This window comes from Bradyrhizobium sp. HKCCYLRH3099 (genome assembly GCF_051167855.1).
Classification (GTDB): domain Bacteria; phylum Pseudomonadota; class Alphaproteobacteria; order Rhizobiales; family Xanthobacteraceae; genus Bradyrhizobium.
In genome coordinates this window covers 160,757-175,679 of record NZ_JBNPTW010000009.1, presented here as the reverse complement: position 1 = coordinate 175,679, position 14,923 = coordinate 160,757, and the positions used below count along the sequence as shown (strand labels likewise).

Sequence of the window (14,923 nt, the reverse complement as noted above, 5' to 3'; positions counted from 1 at the left end):
TGTGCGCGTTGTTGCCAACGCGCCGGAGGTTACTTCTTCGCCGCCTTGGCGCGGGCGATTCCTTCGGCGATCAGCTGGTGGGCGTCGTCGGCATTGCCCCAGCGCAACACCTTGACCCATTTGCCGGGCTCGAGGTCCTTGTAGTGCTCGTAGAAGTGCTGGATCTGCTGCAGCGTGATATCAGGCAGGTCCGAATAGCTGCGGACCTTGTCGTAGCGCTGCGTCAGCTTGGACGACGGCACCGCGATGATCTTCTCGTCGCCGCCGGCCTCGTCCTCCATGATCAGCACGCCGACCGGGCGGACGCTCATGACCGCGCCAGGGACGATCGCGCGGGTGTTGGCCACCAGCACGTCGCAGGGGTCGCCGTCATTCGACAGCGTGTGCGGGATGAAGCCGTAATTGCCGGGGTAGCGCATCGCCGTATAGAGGAAGCGGTCGACGAACAGCGTGCCGGCTTCCTTGTCGAGCTCGTACTTGATCGGCTCGCCGCCGACCGGGACCTCGATGACGACATTGACCTCGCGCGGCGGATCTTTCCCGATCGGGATGGCGTCGATGCGCATGGATGCTCCGTGGAACTTGAACGTTTGAGGATTTGACCCTCGCGGGTCAGACGCTCGGGCGATGAGCGCTCGCATTCGCAGTCGCAAAAAAATGGCGACCGCGCAACTGCTAGCTCAATCCGAAACCTTCAGTTCAATTCGCCGACGCGTTAACGCTTAACGCGTCCAGAGCTTCAATCCGCCGGACCTCGGTCGGTCCAGCTCAGTTCGTCCAGGCGAAAGCGACCTTGTCGAGCGACTTCGGCCCGAAGCGCTCCGACGACCGCGCGACCATGCGGCCGCCCAACGCGCGGTAAAACTCGGTGGCGGGGTCGTTGTCGGACAACGCCCACACCACCATGCTCTTCAGCCCGCTCTGCGCGAGATCGCGCTTGGCGGACTGGAAGAGCCGGCGACCGAACCCCAGCCCCTGAAATTCCGGTCGCAGATAAAGCTCGTAGACTTCGCCGTCGAAGTGCAGGCTGCGGGCACGATTGCGGCCGTAATTCGCATAGCCCGCGACCTTGTCGTTGAACACCAGCACGCTGACGCGGCTGCCTTTGCGGATTGCGCTGTCCCACCACTGGGGACCGCGCCGATTGATCAGCTTCTCCAGCTCTGCGCCGGGGATGATCCCCTGATAGGCAGAACGCCAAGCTTCATCATGGGCTGACGCCACCGCAGCCGCATCTGCAGCCTTGGCCGGACGGACTTCGATCAGGGTTGTGCTCATGACGGGATCAAAGCAAGTCGGCGGTCCGCCTTCAAGGTGCCACGTTAAAGATCGGTTAACCTGTGGACTTTCGGCATCACAGTGGCGGAAACCTGTGCCGAAAAGGGACAAATTCGCAACATTGTTGGGAGACAGCGGTGTCCTGTCACCGCAGGTTCATAGCACGCACGACAAACAGCGGCTGACGGCGACGCTGCATCGGTTAGTGTGGCTCGGGCTCAACATCTTCCCGTCAGGCTGACTGGTGCTGCTTCGCTGCGTCTCATGGTTGCTCGCGGTCGCCGTCCTCACAGGATCGAACGCCTGGGCGCAGCGATTCGGACCAGTGTCGGCCGAGGGCGAGCCGGCGCGACGGCAGCAATGGCTGGTGCCGTCGACCTCGACCGACATTCCGGCGCACGCCTTGCTCTACCGGCCCGCCGGTGACGGACCGTTTCCATTGGCTCTGATCGCACACGCCTCCACGCAGAACGCGCTCCGGCGGGCGCAGATGCCGCAGCCGAGCTACACGGCCCTGGCGCGCGAGCTGGTGGCGCGCGGCTATGCGGTGCTGGTGCCGGAGCGTCTCGGGCATGGCCGCACCGGCGGACCTTACGTCGAAGACCAGGGTGAGTGCGCCAATCCGGACTACGAGAAAGCCGGACGCGCGACCGCCGCGCAGATCTTACGCGCGCTCGCCTTCATGCGCGAGCAGCCGTTCGTTGCAAGGGGTGGCGCGCTCGTCGTCGGCCACTCGGCCGGCGGCTGGGGCGCGCTGGCGCTCGCCGGTCAGCCTCGGCGCCTCGTCGCGAAGATCGTCGTCTTTGCACCTGGCCGCGGCGGCCACGCTGACGATGTGCCGGGACGCATCTGCGGCGAGCTGCGGCTGCGCGACGCCGCCCGTGCCTTCGGACACAACGCACAGCTCCGGGTCACATGGCTCGTTGCAGCCAATGACAGCTACTTTCCGCCGGCGTTGTCGCGTGAGATCGCCGACGCGTTCGTCTCGGGTGGGGCGCAAGTCGACTTCAAGCTGCTGCCCGCCTTCGGAAACGAAGGCCATTGGCTGGCCGAACAGGACGCCGGTCTCATGACCGCCTCGGACGCGCTGGCCTCAGCGCTCGTCCGGCCGCCGGCGCCGCGCCCGGTCAAGTCGGGATCGGCGAACTAACAGGACCATGATGACGCTGTATTTCCTGGTTAAATATCTGCACGTGCTCGGCGCCATCGTGATTCTCGGAACCGGCACGGGGATCGCATTCTTCATGCTGATGGCACATCTGAGCGGCGAAGCCGCGTTCATCGCACGGACGGCCGGTGTCGTCGTGATCGCGGACATGATCTTCACGCTGTCGGCGGTGCTGCTGCAGCCGATCACTGGTGGCACCTTGATGTGGCTGTCGTCGACGGCCGTGACGGAGGGTTGGCTGCTCACCTCGCTCTTGCTGTACGCCGTCGCCGGCCTGTTCTGGGTGCCCGTGATCTTCATGCAGATCGAGCTCCGCGACCTCGCGCGCGCCGCCGACAGCCGTGCGCAAAAGCTGCCGCCGCGCTATTTCACCGTCTTCCGCCGCTGGTTCCTGTGCGGCATCCCCGGCTTCGGCTCGGTCATGGCCATTCTCTGGCTGATGATCGCCAAGCCGTACTAACAGGTTTTGCATGATCGCTGCTCCGACCTCGCGCGTCCTCGTGCTCGGCGCTTCCGGGCTGATCGGCCGCTTCGTCACGGATGACTTGCGCCGGCGCGGCTTCGCCACAGTCGGCGTCGCGCGGGCATTCTCGGCCTCGCAACGGGTCTCCTCGCTGGACATCGAGCTGCCGATCATGGCGCTCGATGCCTCCGCCTTGGCGGGCCTCATGCGCGCGCATCAAATCGATGTCGTCGTCAATTGTCTCGGCGTGCTGCAGGATGGTCCCGGCAGCGACACCACGGCCGTGCATCGCGAGTTCGTGGCGCGCCTGCTCGCCGCGATCCCGGCGAGCGGCCGCCGCGTGCGGTTCGTTCATATCTCGATTCCTGGCACGGCGGACGAGGATCACACCGCCTTCGCCACCACCAAGCGCGAGGCCGAACGGCTGATCGCGTCTTCAGGCGTTCCGCATGCGATCCTGCGCCCAGGCTTCGTGATCGCACCCTCGGCCTATGGCGGCAGTGCGATGCTGCGCGCGCTCGCGGCGTTTCCGATTGATCTGCCGGTCAAGGACGCGGCGACGCCGTTCCAGCCGGTGGCGGTTGCGGATATCGCCGCGACCATCGCCTGGCTCGCCACGCGGCCGATCGATGAGGACGCGACGCAAGCGGTGAGCTGGGATCTGATGCAGCCGGAGGCGGTGACGCTGGGTGACGTGATCGCCGCGTTCCGGCGCAGCTTCGGCACCACGGATTGGCCGCGCCTCGCCGTGCCCGCGCCGCTCGTCGATCTCGGCGCGCTCGCGGGCGACCTCTCCAGCCGGCTGGGCTGGATGCCGCCGATGCGCCGCACGGCCATCGCCGAGCTACGCCGCGGCGTGCGCGGCGATCCCGCGCCATGGATGGCGGCCACTGGGATCACGCCGGTCAGCCTCAGCGAAGCCGTCGGCGCGCATGGCGCGTCCATTCAGGACAAATGGTTCGCGCGGCTGTTCCTGATCAAGGCACTGATGATCGCGAGCCTCGTGCTGTTCTGGATCGCCTCCGGCAGCATCGCGCTGTTCATCTCGTTCCCGGCGACCACCGCGATCCTGACCACGCGCGGCTGGCCGGAGGGATTTGCGATTCCGTTCGCGGCCATCACCAGCATGATGGACATCTCCGTCGGTATGTTGATCGCATTCCGCAAAACGGCGGCTTTCGGCCTCGTTGCCGGAATCGTCGTCTCGCTCGGCTACATGCTGGGATGCGCGGTGCTGACGCCCGACCTCTGGCTCGAGCCGCTCGGCGCATTGGTGAAGACCGCACCTGCGATCGTGCTGATGCTGGCCGCGCTCTTGATGATGGACAATCGCTGATGACCGACTGGCCCGATGACGATGTGATTCTCTATGACGGCGTCTGCGTGTTCTGCTCGCGCTGGGTCCGGTTCGTGATCGCGCGCGACAGCGCCAAGCGCTTCCGCTTCACGCCGATCCAATCGCCCTATGGCACCAGACTCGCGCAAGCCTTCGGCATCGATCCGAAGGAGCCGGACACCAACGCGGTCGTGCACGGCGGACGTGCGCATCTGAAATCCGATGCGGCGCTCACCGTGCTCTCCAACCTCCCCGGCTGGGGCTGGACCCGCGCGCTGTTCGCCGTGCCGAAGCCGTTGCGCGACGCGCTCTACAGCGTGGTCGCCCGCAATCGCTACCGCGTTTTCGGCAAATACGATTCCTGCTTCGTGCCGGACGCCGCGCTGCGCCGGCGCGTCCTGGAGGATTAGGATTGCTGGCGCAAGAGGCGCCAATCAATCGATTGAATCGATCATAATGTCCGATATAATCCGTTGGATCGATTGATTTAAGCATGAAATTCTCTCTCAAACCCCAGGTTTGGAGAGTTTTTTCATGGCTACCCACCCGAACGATCTGACCGCCGATGCGCCCGACATCGCCCAACATCGAGACACGCGCGTCCCCTCACCGTCGCGCCTGGCGCCGTTGCTGCCGGGCCTCGCGCTGTCCGCCGCGATCGCGGCGGGCGCCTTCGGGCTGCGCGAACTGCCGGGCCTGGGCGTGTTCAGCCCGATGATCCTCGCGATCGTGGCCGGCATGGCGCTGCATAATGTGGTCGGCACGCCGGTGCGGGCCAAGCCCGGCGTCGCCTTCGCCATGCGCCGGGTGCTGCGGGTCGCAATCATCCTGCTCGGGCTGCAGCTCACGGCGGCCCAGGTCGTCGAAGTCGGCGCGCGCGGATTGTTCGTGATCGCATTGAGCCTGACCGGCACGTTCCTGTTCACGGTGTGGATGGGCCGGCTACTCGGCGTCGATCGCAAGCTGGCCGAGCTGATCGCGGCGGGCACCTCGATCTGCGGGGCGTCCGCGGTGATCGCGACCAACACCGTGACGCGCGCGCATGACGAGGACGTCGCCTATGCGGTGGCCTGCGTGACCGTGTTCGGCTCGATCGCGATGATCGCCTATCCCCTGCTGCCCGCCCTTCTGCATCTCGATGCCCACGCCTTCGGGCTGTGGAGCGGCGCCTCGATCCATGAGATCGCCCAGGTGGTCGCGGCCGCGTTCCAGGGGGGACAGCAGGCCGGCGAGTTCGGCACCATCGCCAAGCTCGCGCGGGTGATGCTGCTGGCGCCCGTCGTGCTCACGCTTGGCCTGCTGGCGACGCGCCGCGCCGGCCATGGCGGACACGGTCACGCCAGCGCGCAACCGCAGCTGCCCTGGTTCGTGCTCGGCTTCATCGCGATGGTCGGTATCAACAGCGTCATCACGGTGCCTGCCGAGGCGAAGACGATCATCGTGACTGCGACGACCTTCCTGCTGTCGATGGCGCTGGCCGCGATGGGGCTGGAGACGGATTTCGCCAAGCTGAAGGCCAAGGGCCTGCGGCCGGCGGCGCTCGGCTTCGCGGCCTTCCTGTTCATCGCGAGCTTCAGCCTCGCTCTGGTGAAGCTGGCGACATAGGAGAGCACGTGACGCTCGAGCAGCTCCGGATCTTCGTTGCGGTCGCCACCCGCGAGCACGTCACCCAGGCGGCGCGCGAGCTCAATTTGACGCAATCGGCGACATCGGCGGCGGTCGCCGCGCTCGAAGCGCGCTACCAGACGAAACTGTTCGATCGTGTCGGCCGCCGCATCGTGCTCACGGCGGCCGGCCGCGCGTTTCTGGTCGAGGCCAAGGCCGTGCTCGCGCGCGCCGCCGCGGCCGAGACCGTGCTCGACGATCTCGCCGGCCTGAAACGCGGTCGGCTGGCGCTGGCGGCGAGCCAGACCATCTCCGGCTATTGGCTGCCGGCTTTCATTCATCGTTTCCATGCCGCGCATCCGGCGATCACGCTGGAGCTGTCGATCGGCAATACCGAGCAGGTCGCGGAGCGCGTGCGCGAGGGCTCGGCCGACCTCGGCTTCGTCGAGGGCGACATCGACGATCCCGTGCTCGCGGCCCAGCCGGTGGCGGACGACGAGATGGTGCTGGTCGGGCCGGTCGATCATCCGCTGTGCCGGGGCGCGTCGGTGAAGGCCGCGGATCTGAAGGCAGCACGCTGGGTGTTGCGCGAGCAGGGCTCTGGCACACGCGCCGTGCTCGAAGCGGCGGTCGGCCGGTTCGGCATTCGCATGGACGAGCTCGATGTCGCGTTCGACCTGCCGTCGAATGAGGCCGTGCGCGGCGCCGTCGAGGCCGGCGCCGGCGTCACGGTGCTGTCACGGCTGGTAGTGATGCGCGCGGTCAAGGCGGGGCTGCTGGCGGTGGCCCATCTCGACCTGCCGAAGCGGCACTTCTACAGCCTGCGGCACAAGGAGCATCACCAGACGCAGGCGGCGCGGGAGTTTCTGCGGATGGTGGGAGAGGTGGTCGCTGTTTGAGGCACCGTCATCGCGAGCGTAGCGACGCGATCCAGACTCTCACCACCCGTGCGGTCCTGGATTGCGTCGCTGCGCTCGCAATGACGGCAGAGAGGTCAGTGCCTGCCCAACGACGCAAGCACTTCCTTGGCCGCCCGCTCGCCCGAGTCGCGCGCGCCGTGGGCGGTGGAAAAGAAATCCGGCGGCGTGGCCTCACCGGCGAAGAACAGCCGATTGTCGACCGGTGCGGCCAACACCGCGCGTTTGTCGGCGTGGCCGGGGAGCGCGTGCGAATAGGCGCCGCGCGCGAACGGGTCGGCACCCCAGCGCGACTCGGCCAGCGGACGCAGGCTCTTGCGGACACCGTTGCCGAGCAGGGCTGCGACATCGTCGATCGCCTGCGCAGCCAATGCGCCCTCGCCCGCCGCCTCGATCTCGCGCGCGAAGCTGCCGCCGTAAAACCCTTCGATACAGGGCTGGCCGAAGGGGCGGAGCTGAAAGCTGCCGACGCGCGCGGTGTGGCTACGGCCGCGCATGCCGGAATCCTTCGGCAGGTGATCCCAGCCGTCGAGCGCGAGCGTCACCTTGTTGTCGAGGCCGAGCGGCAGGCCGGCGGCGGCTTCGACCTTCGCCGGCAGGGCCGGCATGAAGCGGAGCGCTTCGTCGGCGATCAGATTGGTCGGCACGGTGACGATGACCTTGTCGGCGGTCAGCGTGCCCTCCGACGTCGTCAGGCGGACTCGCTTGTCGCTGTGGTCGATGAGGGTCACGTTGCAGTTCAGCGCGATCGGCAGGCCGGCCCCATAGGCCGAGACCAGCGCGCCATAGCCGCGGCGGATGCGCCAATTCAGCTCAGTGTCCTCATAGGCCTCGAAATCGAGCAGCGACATCTGGTCGAGCTCGCAGCCGTTGAGATAGGTGCAGATCGCATCGATCATGCCGTTCCAGCGATTGCCGGGCTCCAGGCAGATGCTCGCGGGCGCGTCGCGGTCGCTTGCGGCAGCCTCCGCCGTGCGCGTGAAGAAGGCCTCCAGCGCGCCGAGGAAATCGTCGCGCTCGGCACGCGGGAACGCCGCCTCATAGGCCTGGTCGCGCCAGGGCGGACGGGATTTGTCGATGGTGAAGGCGAGCCGCTCGGCGATGGCGACGAAGGAGTTGCGGTCGGCCGAATGCAGCCAGCCGCAGCCGAGGTCAAAGGTGACGTCGGGCGACGCCATGATCGTGTGCGCCCGGCCGCCGATGCGGCCGCGCGCTTCGAGCACGATGAAGGAGACGCCCTTGTCGCGCAGCGCATGCGCGGCGCCGAGGCCGGCCGCGCCGGCGCCGATGATGGCGATGTCGATGGAGGATGGGAGGCTGCTCATGAGGCGGCTGCGGCTCCTACGATGGAGGCCCGGCTATCACCTCACCACTGCTGTCATCACCCGCGAAAGCGGGTGATCCAGTACGCCGAGACGGGCGTGTGACCCCGAGGGGCCGCGGCGTACTGGATGCCCCGCCTGCGCGGGGCATGACGGCGGAGGATGTCGAGACACTGCGCTCGACAAGCGAGGCATGACGAGAGCGGATGTTGCGCCACCACGCCCTGCCCCACTGAAGCGGTCGAGTGGCTTACGCCACCGCTTCCTTCTGCTTCTCGGCGCGCTTGCGCTCGTTTGGATCGAGGTGCTTCTTGCGCAGCCGGATCGACTTCGGGGTGATCTCCACCAGCTCGTCGTCCTCGATATAGGCGAGCGCCTTTTCCAGCGTCATCCGGATCGGCGGGGTGAGGCGGACGGCCTCGTCCTTCGAGGTGGTGCGGATGTTGGTGAGCTGCTTGCCCTTCAGCACGTTGATCTCGAGATCGTTGTCGCGGGTGTGCTCGCCGACGATCATGCCCTTGTAGACCTTCCAGCCCGGCTCGATCATCATCGGGCCGCGATCCTCCAGCTTGAACATGGCATAGGCCACGGCCTCGCCCTGGTCGTTGGAGATCAGGACGCCGTTGCGGCGGCCCTGGATCGCGCCCTTGTAGGGCATGTAGTTGTGGAACAGGCGGTTCATGATCGCCGTGCCCTTGGTGTCGGTCATGAGTTCGCCCTGGTAGCCGATCAGGCCGCGGGTCGGCGCGTAGAACACCAGGCGCAGGCGGTTGCCGCCGGACGGGCGCATCTCGATCAGCTCGGCCTTGCGCTCGCTCATCTTCTGCACGACGACGCCGGAATGCTCCTCGTCGACGTCGATCACGACCTCCTCGATCGGCTCCAGCGTCTGGCCGGTGGCCGGGTCCTTCTCGAACACGACGCGCGGACGCGACACGGAAAGCTCAAAACCCTCGCGGCGCATGGTCTCGATCAGGATCGCGAGCTGCAACTCGCCGCGGCCGGACACTTCCATCGCGTCCTTATCCTGGGACTCGACGACGCGCAGCGCGACGTTGCCCTCGGCCTCGCGCAGCAGGCGGTCGCGGATCAGGCGGCTGGTGACCTTGTCGCCTTCGGTGCCGGCCAGCGGCGAGTTGTTGACGATGAACGACATCGACACCGTCGGCGGATCGATCGGCTGCGCCTGCAGCGGCGTCTCGACGGTAGGGTCGCAGAACGTGTCGGCCACGGTGCCCTTGGTCAGGCCCGCGATGGCGACGATGTCGCCGGCCTCGGCGAAGTCGAGCGGCTGGCGCTCGAGGCCGCGGAAGGCCAGGATCTTGGTGATGCGGCCGGTCTCGATCAGCTTGCCGTCGCGCGACAGCACCTTGACGGCCTGGTTCGGCTTCACCGAGCCCGACGCGATGCGGCCGGTGATGATGCGGCCGAGATAGTTGTTGGCCTCGATGATGGTGCCGAGCAGCCGGAACGGGCCTTCCTCGACCACCGGCGGCGCCACGTGCTTGAGCACGAGATCGAACAGCGGCTTCATGCCGTCCTCATGGGAGCCGTCGGGCGAGGTCGCCATCCAGCCGTTCTTGCCCGAGCCGTAGAGGATCGGGAAATCGAGCTGCTCGTCGGTCGCGTCGAGCGCAGCAAACAGGTCGAACACCTCGTTGACGACCTCGGTGATCCGGGCGTCGGGGCGGTCGACCTTGTTGATGGCGACGATCGGCTTCAGGCCGAGCTTGAGCGCCTTGCCGACCACGAATTTTGTCTGCGGCATCGGGCCTTCGGCGGCGTCGACCAGCACGATCACGCCGTCGACCATCGACAGGATGCGCTCGACCTCACCGCCGAAATCGGCGTGGCCGGGGGTGTCGACGATGTTGATCTGGGTGTCCTGCCACTGCACCGAGGTGCACTTGGCCAGAATGGTGATGCCGCGCTCGCGCTCCAGGTCGTTGGAATCCATCGCGCGCTCAACCGTGCGCTGGTTCTCGCGATAGGTACCGGACTGCTGCAGGAGCTTGTCGACCAGGGTTGTCTTGCCGTGGTCGACGTGGGCGATGATAGCGATGTTGCGGAGGTTCATGGTCGGTGTCTTCTAAGCTTTCTCAAGAGCCCGTGCTCTGTCCCCGGCGGGGCGCGCGCTTTATGATAGTCGAATCAAGCTGTTAGCTTTGCGACGCGCGCTCGCGAAACTCGTTCGGCGGAAGGGGCCGGCAGCCCCAAATAGGAAACCCGGCCAATCGACCGGGCAGACCTCGCGCGTTGCGGCGCAATATAGGCAGAAAATGCCAAAAAACAATGACTGCTTTCAGGAATGAGGAGCGGATCCGGGCGGGTCGGCCGGGGGATCGACGGACGCTCCGTCCCGCATGCGCTGCCGGGCCGCCCGGAAATAGAGGATTCCGATCACCCCGGCGGGGAGCCCGATCGGCAGCAGGGGAGACTGCAGATGGTTGATCCAATAGAGGCGGCTGAAACCGTACAGGACGGCATACGCGCCGGGGATCAGGAGCAGGAGGCCGGTTGCCAGGACCAGTCCGGCGGCGCCAGAGGGAATACTGTCCCAGGTGATCAATGTGATGCCGGCCGCACCGGCCAGCAAGCCGGTGAGGATCATGCCTTGCGAGGCCATGTCGCCGCCTTCAGGCAAGCTGAGCGCAGATGAACCGAACAGCAGCGAGCAGAGCCCCGGCAACAGGAGCAACAGTCCGATGAACCCGAGCAGCGCGGTCAGCCCCTCTCGTGCCACCGACGCGACGAAGGTCCGCGGCCTGGGTGGCCGACGGCCGCGGCCGTAGCCGATGAAGCATGCACCGAGCGCCACCGCAGCAAGACCCGCCAGGAAAAACCCGAAATAGCCGCCCATCGTCCATCTCGGCACGAGGGCGAGATAGATGGCCGCGTACAGCCCCCAAGCCATCAAGCCGAGGCTCCCGACCATGATCAGCGGGGTGAGGCAGCCTTTGCCGCGCGGCCGCTCCTCATCCGGAATGCCGCCGGGCGGGCCCTTCCAGCGCTCCTTCGGCAGCGGCGGGATAGCGCGAGTCTCCGAGCCAGGACGGTCGGGTGACGTCATCTGACCGGACTCAGCCCCAACGGCGGCGCACCGCCAGCACGATCATCACCAGTCCCGCGACGGCCATGCCGGCCAGGATCACCCCGGGGCCGAACAGGCCGCCGAACTCATTCCACTCGCGGCGCATCAGCGCCATCACGCAGCCGAACGGAAACATCAGGGCAAGGCCGCCGAGGATCGCTCCGACCGTCGCCGCCAGGCCGGCGGGCTCCCGCGCCCGACCCACCTCCTCCAGGAAGGGCGACAGTGGCGGACGGCGGTGGAAGGGATCATCATCCATGGCGGCGCGGCATCATCAGGCGAATCGCGGCAAAGACCAGCAACAAGCCGAGCATCACGGCACCAAGCGCAAGCGCGGCAAGCAGGCCCGAGAGATTCCGCTCGATGATCAAACATAGCAAGCCGGGCGCGAGCAGCACCAGCCCGATCAGCAGCATCAGGATGGACGCCACCGCCGTAAGGCAACCACGCGCAGCCGACGGCGGCGCAGGCGACGTCATGCAGGCCCCCGCCCCCGCCTGACGGCGAGAACGATGAGCACGACGCCGGCGAGTGCAGCGCCGATGAACAGCAGTCCGATCGGATCGACCAGATCATTGCGCGTGATCTGATTGGGGAAGATGACGAGGACGCAGGCCATCGGAAACAGCAGGATCAGGCCGGCAATGATGCCAAGCGCAGCAAGACAACCGGAGCGTTGCTGCTGCGGCGGGAGCTCGGGGGGAAGAATCGGGCGTTCCGTCATGGCGACCACGCTTGAAGCGGCCGAACGACACGGATGGGCGCTTTGCTCATATCGGCCCCTTCCCCATACGCGCGCGGATGCCGTCGATGGCGCCGTTGCGGTAGAACAGGTTGTAGGTGTCGAACGGGATGATCTCGCCGCGCTCGGTGACGAAATGGATGCAGGAGCGCTTGACGTTGCCGACACAGAAATTGAAGCGGTCGAGAAACTGCACGATGGTGACGCGGAAGACGTGCTCATAGCCGAGATTGTCGGGCACCTGCACGGATGGCAGGCAGCAGAGGAATTCGGCGACGCGCTCGCCGGTGTTCAGCGGCCCCGACGACAGCGAGAACAGCTCGACGAATTTGTCCCGCAGCACCGGATATTTCTCCGGGCTGATCGTGTTCGGCATCACCGACAGCAATTCCTCTTGCGGCACCATCGAGGTCAGCGGCAGCACGGTGGTGCCGTTGCGCAAACCATAGCCGATCGAGATGCTCTCGGGATTGCAGGGCAGCGGGATCATATCCTGCTCGCCGAACACGCCGGTCTCGATCACGCGGCGGCGGATCTCCGACAGCATGATGCGGTCGGTGTCCTTGTTGAAATCGGCGTTGCGGCCGGCGTCCTGCACCGGCTGCAACGTCACGCCGCGCACGCATGTCCATTCCAGCGCGTGGCGGACGATGTCGCCGATCTCGTCGTCGTTGACGCCGCGCTTGATGGTCGCGACCAATGTCGTCGAGAGGCCCGCGCGCTCGAGGTTCTCCAGCGCCTGCTGGCGGATGCGGCGCAGATCGGCGCCGCGGATGTTGGTGAGGCCGGCGCGCGACAGCGAATCGAACTGCAGATAGACCTCGAGCCCGCGCTTGTTTTCCGCGAGCTTCGCCACGAACTCCGGCTCGCGCGCGATGCGCAGGCCGTTGGTGTTGATCATGACGTGGCGGATCGGGCGCGCACGCACCGCGGCGAGGATGTCGAAGAACTGGGGATGCAAGGTCGGCTCGCCGCCGGAGATCTGCACCAGGTCCGGCTCGCCCTCGCTTTTCACCAGCGCATCGAGCATGCGCTCGACGGTCGCCAGCGGGGTGAAATGCGCGCGCTGCGGCGAGGACTCGGCGAAGCACACCGGGCAGGTCAGGTTGCAGTGATCGGTGATCTCGATGAGCGCCAGGCAGGAATGCTGCTCGTGATCGGGACACAGGCCGCAATCATAGGGGCAGCCATATTCGGTGCGGCGCTGGAAGCTGAGCGGCGTGTCGCCCGGCTTGATGAAGGACTTGCAGCGCCGCCAATAGGCGGCATCGTCGGAAACCAGGGTCGACTGTACGCCGTGCTGCTTGCAGCGCTTCTCGTACCAGACCTCGTTGTCGAGGATCTGGATCTTGGTCGGCACCAGTTCGAGGCAGGTCTCGCACAGGGATTGCGTCTGCCCCCAGAACACATAGGGGCGAGACTTACGCAGCGGCGCGTTCATGCAGGGCCTTCGGTTGCGGCGCGGTCGACAGCATGACCGCGGCGTAGGCGGCGATCGCGAGCGACAGCAGGTGAAACAGGGTGAGCGGGCCGATCACCGGCCCGTAGGGCTTGAGGAATTCCCAGGCGAAGCGCTGCAGGCCGTAGACCAGCAGCGCGAGATAGAAGCCGTTGGCGATGATGGAGCCGCTCCGCCTGAAGACCGCGATGATGTAGAGCACCGCGAAGGCCGCCATCGCCAGACTTTCATAAAGCTGCACCGGATGACGCAGAACGCCGTCGCCAAAATCGTGGCCCCAAGGCAGGGACGTCGGCGTGCCATAGGTGAAATCATCGAGCCCTGCCACGTAGCAGCCGATACGGCCGACCGCGATGCCGACCGCCAGCGGCAGCGCGAAGCGCGCACCGGTGCGCAGGGCAATGCCGTGCCGCCATTTGTAGAGCTCGACCGCCACGATGCCGCCGGCGAGCGCGCCTTCGACCGAGCGCGCCAGCCCGGTCATGCCGGACAGCCACAGGTTCAAGGTCCCGAACAGATAGGCGCCCAGCCCGGCGCCGAACACGAGCGCGGCGACATAGGGCCATTCGGTCGACTGCTTGGGAAAGCTGACGCGCGCCCCTCGCGCGAGCCACCAGCCGGCAGTGGCCGCGCTGAGCCAGGCGGCGACGTCGAAGATCGCATGAAGAACGGCGCCGTCCATGACTCCCATCGTCCGGTTTCATCCGGACTATGGCAAGGTCCCGGCGCCGAAGGCAATGACGTGTTCGTCTCAGCCTCGGTTGATATCAGCCGGTGGCCGCCTGCTCGGTCGGATAGACGCCGCGCAGGACCTCCTCGAAATGGGTCTTCACCGCCTCGTTGCACAGGCAGGAGCGCTGCTTCAAGGCATCGAAATCCCGCACCATGAAGGCGCCGCGCCTGGTTTCGAGAATGCCCTCGGCGCGGAAGGTCTGGACGACACGGCTGACATAGGAGCGGCCGACGCCGAGCAAGGTCGCGAGTTGCTCATGCGTCAGCGGCACGATCGGCTCGCCATCGGTGCGGTCCATCGCCGCCACGATCCATTTCGCCGTGCGCTGCTCGATCGAGTGAATGGCGTTGCAGGCGGTCGACTGGAACATCTGCGCCAGCATGCAATCGGCATAGCGCGCGAATACGTTGCGCAGCGTCTTCGATTGCAGCTTGGCCGCGGCGAGGCGTGACAGGGGCAAGCGGACGAACGGGCCGCCGAACTTGACGACGATCCGCGTATAGGCCGGCAGGAAACCCTCGCTGACGATGCCGCCGACCGCGCCCTCGCGGCCGACCAGAATGGTCTCGACGTCGCGACCGTCCTCGTTGGGAACCAGGTAGGATGTCAGCGCCGGGCCGCAGGGAAAATGCACGATCTGCACGTCGTCGCCGGGGCGATACAGCAGTTCGCTCGGCATCGCCTGGTCCTCGACCAGGTAGGGCGCGATCAGAGCATAATCCGGTGGACTCAACCGGCGCAGCAGATTGTTATAGGGTCGCTCACGCGCAAGTGTCGTCACAGTCTGGGTCGGCATCGAAATCCCCCGC

General features: G+C 66.4%; 17 protein-coding genes. 6 read left to right on the top strand and 11 right to left on the bottom strand.

Annotated elements, in window-relative coordinates; genetic code table 11:
* Positions 1 to 29: 29 nt before the first annotated feature.
* Complete coding sequence (gene ppa / locus ACQR1Y_RS19200) at positions 30 to 566, bottom strand: inorganic diphosphatase (protein ID WP_434857883.1); 537 nt, start codon at positions 564 to 566, stop codon at positions 30 to 32.
* Positions 567 to 768: 202 nt separating this feature from the next.
* On the bottom strand, positions 769 to 1,278 hold the full coding sequence (locus ACQR1Y_RS19195) for a GNAT family N-acetyltransferase (protein ID WP_006611902.1): 510 nt from the start codon (positions 1,276 to 1,278) through the stop codon (positions 769 to 771).
* 241 nt (positions 1,279 to 1,519) lie between these two features.
* Between ACQR1Y_RS19195 and ACQR1Y_RS19190 the strand changes: the two genes are divergently transcribed.
* The 6 genes from ACQR1Y_RS19190 (at position 1,520) to ACQR1Y_RS19165 (ending at position 6,749) form a co-directional block, all read left to right on the top strand.
* Positions 1,520 to 2,428: an alpha/beta hydrolase family protein gene (locus ACQR1Y_RS19190; RefSeq protein WP_434877809.1), complete on the top strand. Its 909-nt coding sequence runs from the start codon at positions 1,520 to 1,522 to the stop codon at positions 2,426 to 2,428.
* A 10-nt stretch (positions 2,429 to 2,438) separates the two neighbouring features.
* Positions 2,439 to 2,906 (top strand): DUF2269 family protein, encoded by a 468-nt coding sequence (locus ACQR1Y_RS19185; RefSeq protein WP_434877810.1) that lies wholly within the window; start codon positions 2,439 to 2,441, stop codon positions 2,904 to 2,906.
* Between the two features lie 10 nt (positions 2,907 to 2,916).
* Positions 2,917 to 4,245 carry an SDR family oxidoreductase gene (locus tag ACQR1Y_RS19180; RefSeq protein ID WP_434877702.1) on the top strand — a complete coding sequence of 443 codons (1,329 nt, stop codon included), beginning with the start codon at positions 2,917 to 2,919 and terminating at the stop codon, positions 4,243 to 4,245.
* Positions 4,245 to 4,655: a thiol-disulfide oxidoreductase DCC family protein gene (locus ACQR1Y_RS19175; RefSeq protein ID WP_434877703.1), complete on the top strand. Its 411-nt coding sequence runs from the start codon at positions 4,245 to 4,247 to the stop codon at positions 4,653 to 4,655. Before ACQR1Y_RS19180 ends, ACQR1Y_RS19175 begins: the two co-directional genes overlap by 1 nt.
* A gap of 220 nt (positions 4,656 to 4,875) precedes the next feature.
* Positions 4,876 to 5,850 (top strand): YeiH family protein, encoded by a 975-nt coding sequence (locus tag ACQR1Y_RS19170; protein ID WP_434877811.1) that lies wholly within the window; start codon positions 4,876 to 4,878, stop codon positions 5,848 to 5,850.
* Between the two features lie 8 nt (positions 5,851 to 5,858).
* Positions 5,859 to 6,749, top strand: a complete 891-nt coding sequence (locus tag ACQR1Y_RS19165) for a LysR substrate-binding domain-containing protein (protein ID WP_434877704.1) — start codon at positions 5,859 to 5,861, stop codon at positions 6,747 to 6,749.
* A gap of 95 nt (positions 6,750 to 6,844) precedes the next feature.
* On the opposite strand, the gene ACQR1Y_RS19160 is transcribed toward ACQR1Y_RS19165, so the two are convergent.
* The 9 genes from ACQR1Y_RS19160 to ACQR1Y_RS19120 form a co-directional block, all read right to left on the bottom strand.
* Positions 6,845 to 8,092 carry a flavin monoamine oxidase family protein gene (locus ACQR1Y_RS19160; RefSeq protein WP_434877705.1) on the bottom strand — a complete coding sequence of 416 codons (1,248 nt, stop codon included), beginning with the start codon at positions 8,090 to 8,092 and terminating at the stop codon, positions 6,845 to 6,847.
* 247 nt (positions 8,093 to 8,339) lie between these two features.
* Positions 8,340 to 10,166, bottom strand: coding sequence for a translational GTPase TypA (gene typA / locus ACQR1Y_RS19155; protein ID WP_434877706.1), 1,827 nt, complete (start codon positions 10,164 to 10,166; stop codon positions 8,340 to 8,342).
* Between the two features lie 225 nt (positions 10,167 to 10,391).
* Positions 10,392 to 11,159: a hypothetical protein gene (locus tag ACQR1Y_RS19150; RefSeq protein WP_434877707.1), complete on the bottom strand. Its 768-nt coding sequence runs from the start codon at positions 11,157 to 11,159 to the stop codon at positions 10,392 to 10,394.
* A gap of 10 nt (positions 11,160 to 11,169) precedes the next feature.
* A complete protein-coding gene (locus ACQR1Y_RS19145; RefSeq protein WP_434857890.1) occupies positions 11,170 to 11,439 on the bottom strand; it encodes a hypothetical protein in 270 nt (89 codons plus the stop codon).
* A complete protein-coding gene (locus ACQR1Y_RS19140; RefSeq protein ID WP_434877708.1) occupies positions 11,432 to 11,596 on the bottom strand; it encodes a hypothetical protein in 165 nt (54 codons plus the stop codon). Before ACQR1Y_RS19140 ends, ACQR1Y_RS19145 begins: the two co-directional genes overlap by 8 nt.
* A 59-nt stretch (positions 11,597 to 11,655) precedes the next feature.
* Complete coding sequence (locus ACQR1Y_RS19135; RefSeq protein ID WP_434877709.1) at positions 11,656 to 11,904, bottom strand: hypothetical protein; 249 nt, start codon at positions 11,902 to 11,904, stop codon at positions 11,656 to 11,658.
* A 46-nt stretch (positions 11,905 to 11,950) separates the two neighbouring features.
* Complete coding sequence (locus ACQR1Y_RS19130; RefSeq protein WP_434877710.1) at positions 11,951 to 13,363, bottom strand: radical SAM protein; 1,413 nt, start codon at positions 13,361 to 13,363, stop codon at positions 11,951 to 11,953.
* Positions 13,344 to 14,063, bottom strand: a complete 720-nt coding sequence (locus tag ACQR1Y_RS19125) for a prolipoprotein diacylglyceryl transferase (protein WP_434877812.1) — start codon at positions 14,061 to 14,063, stop codon at positions 13,344 to 13,346. The genes ACQR1Y_RS19130 and ACQR1Y_RS19125 overlap by 20 nt, the downstream gene beginning before the upstream one ends.
* An 85-nt stretch (positions 14,064 to 14,148) precedes the next feature.
* The gene (locus tag ACQR1Y_RS19120) at positions 14,149 to 14,910 is read right to left on the bottom strand and encodes a Crp/Fnr family transcriptional regulator (protein WP_434877711.1); all 762 of its coding nucleotides are present in this window, start codon (positions 14,908 to 14,910) and stop codon (positions 14,149 to 14,151) included.
* Positions 14,911 to 14,923 lie beyond the last annotated feature (13 nt).

What these genes read in the sequence shown, in the direction of transcription:
- ACQR1Y_RS19180 (WP_434877702.1), top strand. Translation starts at nt 2,917, where the DNA reads ATGATCGCTGCTCCGACCTCGCGCGTCCTCGTGCTCGGCGCTTCCGGG.
- ACQR1Y_RS19160 (WP_434877705.1), bottom strand. Translation starts at nt 8,092, where the DNA reads ATGAGCAGCCTCCCATCCTCCATCGACATCGCCATCATCGGCGCCGGC.
- ACQR1Y_RS19195 (WP_006611902.1), bottom strand. Translation starts at nt 1,278, where the DNA reads ATGAGCACAACCCTGATCGAAGTCCGTCCGGCCAAGGCTGCAGATGCG.
- ACQR1Y_RS19140 (WP_434877708.1), bottom strand. Translation starts at nt 11,596, where the DNA reads ATGCTGCTGATCGGGCTGGTGCTGCTCGCGCCCGGCTTGCTATGTTTG.
- ACQR1Y_RS19120 (WP_434877711.1), bottom strand. Translation starts at nt 14,910, where the DNA reads ATGCCGACCCAGACTGTGACGACACTTGCGCGTGAGCGACCCTATAAC.
- ACQR1Y_RS19185 (WP_434877810.1), top strand. Translation starts at nt 2,439, where the DNA reads ATGACGCTGTATTTCCTGGTTAAATATCTGCACGTGCTCGGCGCCATC.
- ACQR1Y_RS19130 (WP_434877710.1), bottom strand. Translation starts at nt 13,363, where the DNA reads ATGAACGCGCCGCTGCGTAAGTCTCGCCCCTATGTGTTCTGGGGGCAG.
- ACQR1Y_RS19125 (WP_434877812.1), bottom strand. Translation starts at nt 14,063, where the DNA reads ATGGACGGCGCCGTTCTTCATGCGATCTTCGACGTCGCCGCCTGGCTC.
- ACQR1Y_RS19175 (WP_434877703.1), top strand. Translation starts at nt 4,245, where the DNA reads ATGACCGACTGGCCCGATGACGATGTGATTCTCTATGACGGCGTCTGC.
- ppa (WP_434857883.1), bottom strand. Translation starts at nt 566, where the DNA reads ATGCGCATCGACGCCATCCCGATCGGGAAAGATCCGCCGCGCGAGGTC.
- typA (WP_434877706.1), bottom strand. Translation starts at nt 10,166, where the DNA reads ATGAACCTCCGCAACATCGCTATCATCGCCCACGTCGACCACGGCAAG.
- ACQR1Y_RS19150 (WP_434877707.1), bottom strand. Translation starts at nt 11,159, where the DNA reads ATGACGTCACCCGACCGTCCTGGCTCGGAGACTCGCGCTATCCCGCCG.
- ACQR1Y_RS19135 (WP_434877709.1), bottom strand. Translation starts at nt 11,904, where the DNA reads ATGACGGAACGCCCGATTCTTCCCCCCGAGCTCCCGCCGCAGCAGCAA.
- ACQR1Y_RS19145 (WP_434857890.1), bottom strand. Translation starts at nt 11,439, where the DNA reads ATGGATGATGATCCCTTCCACCGCCGTCCGCCACTGTCGCCCTTCCTG.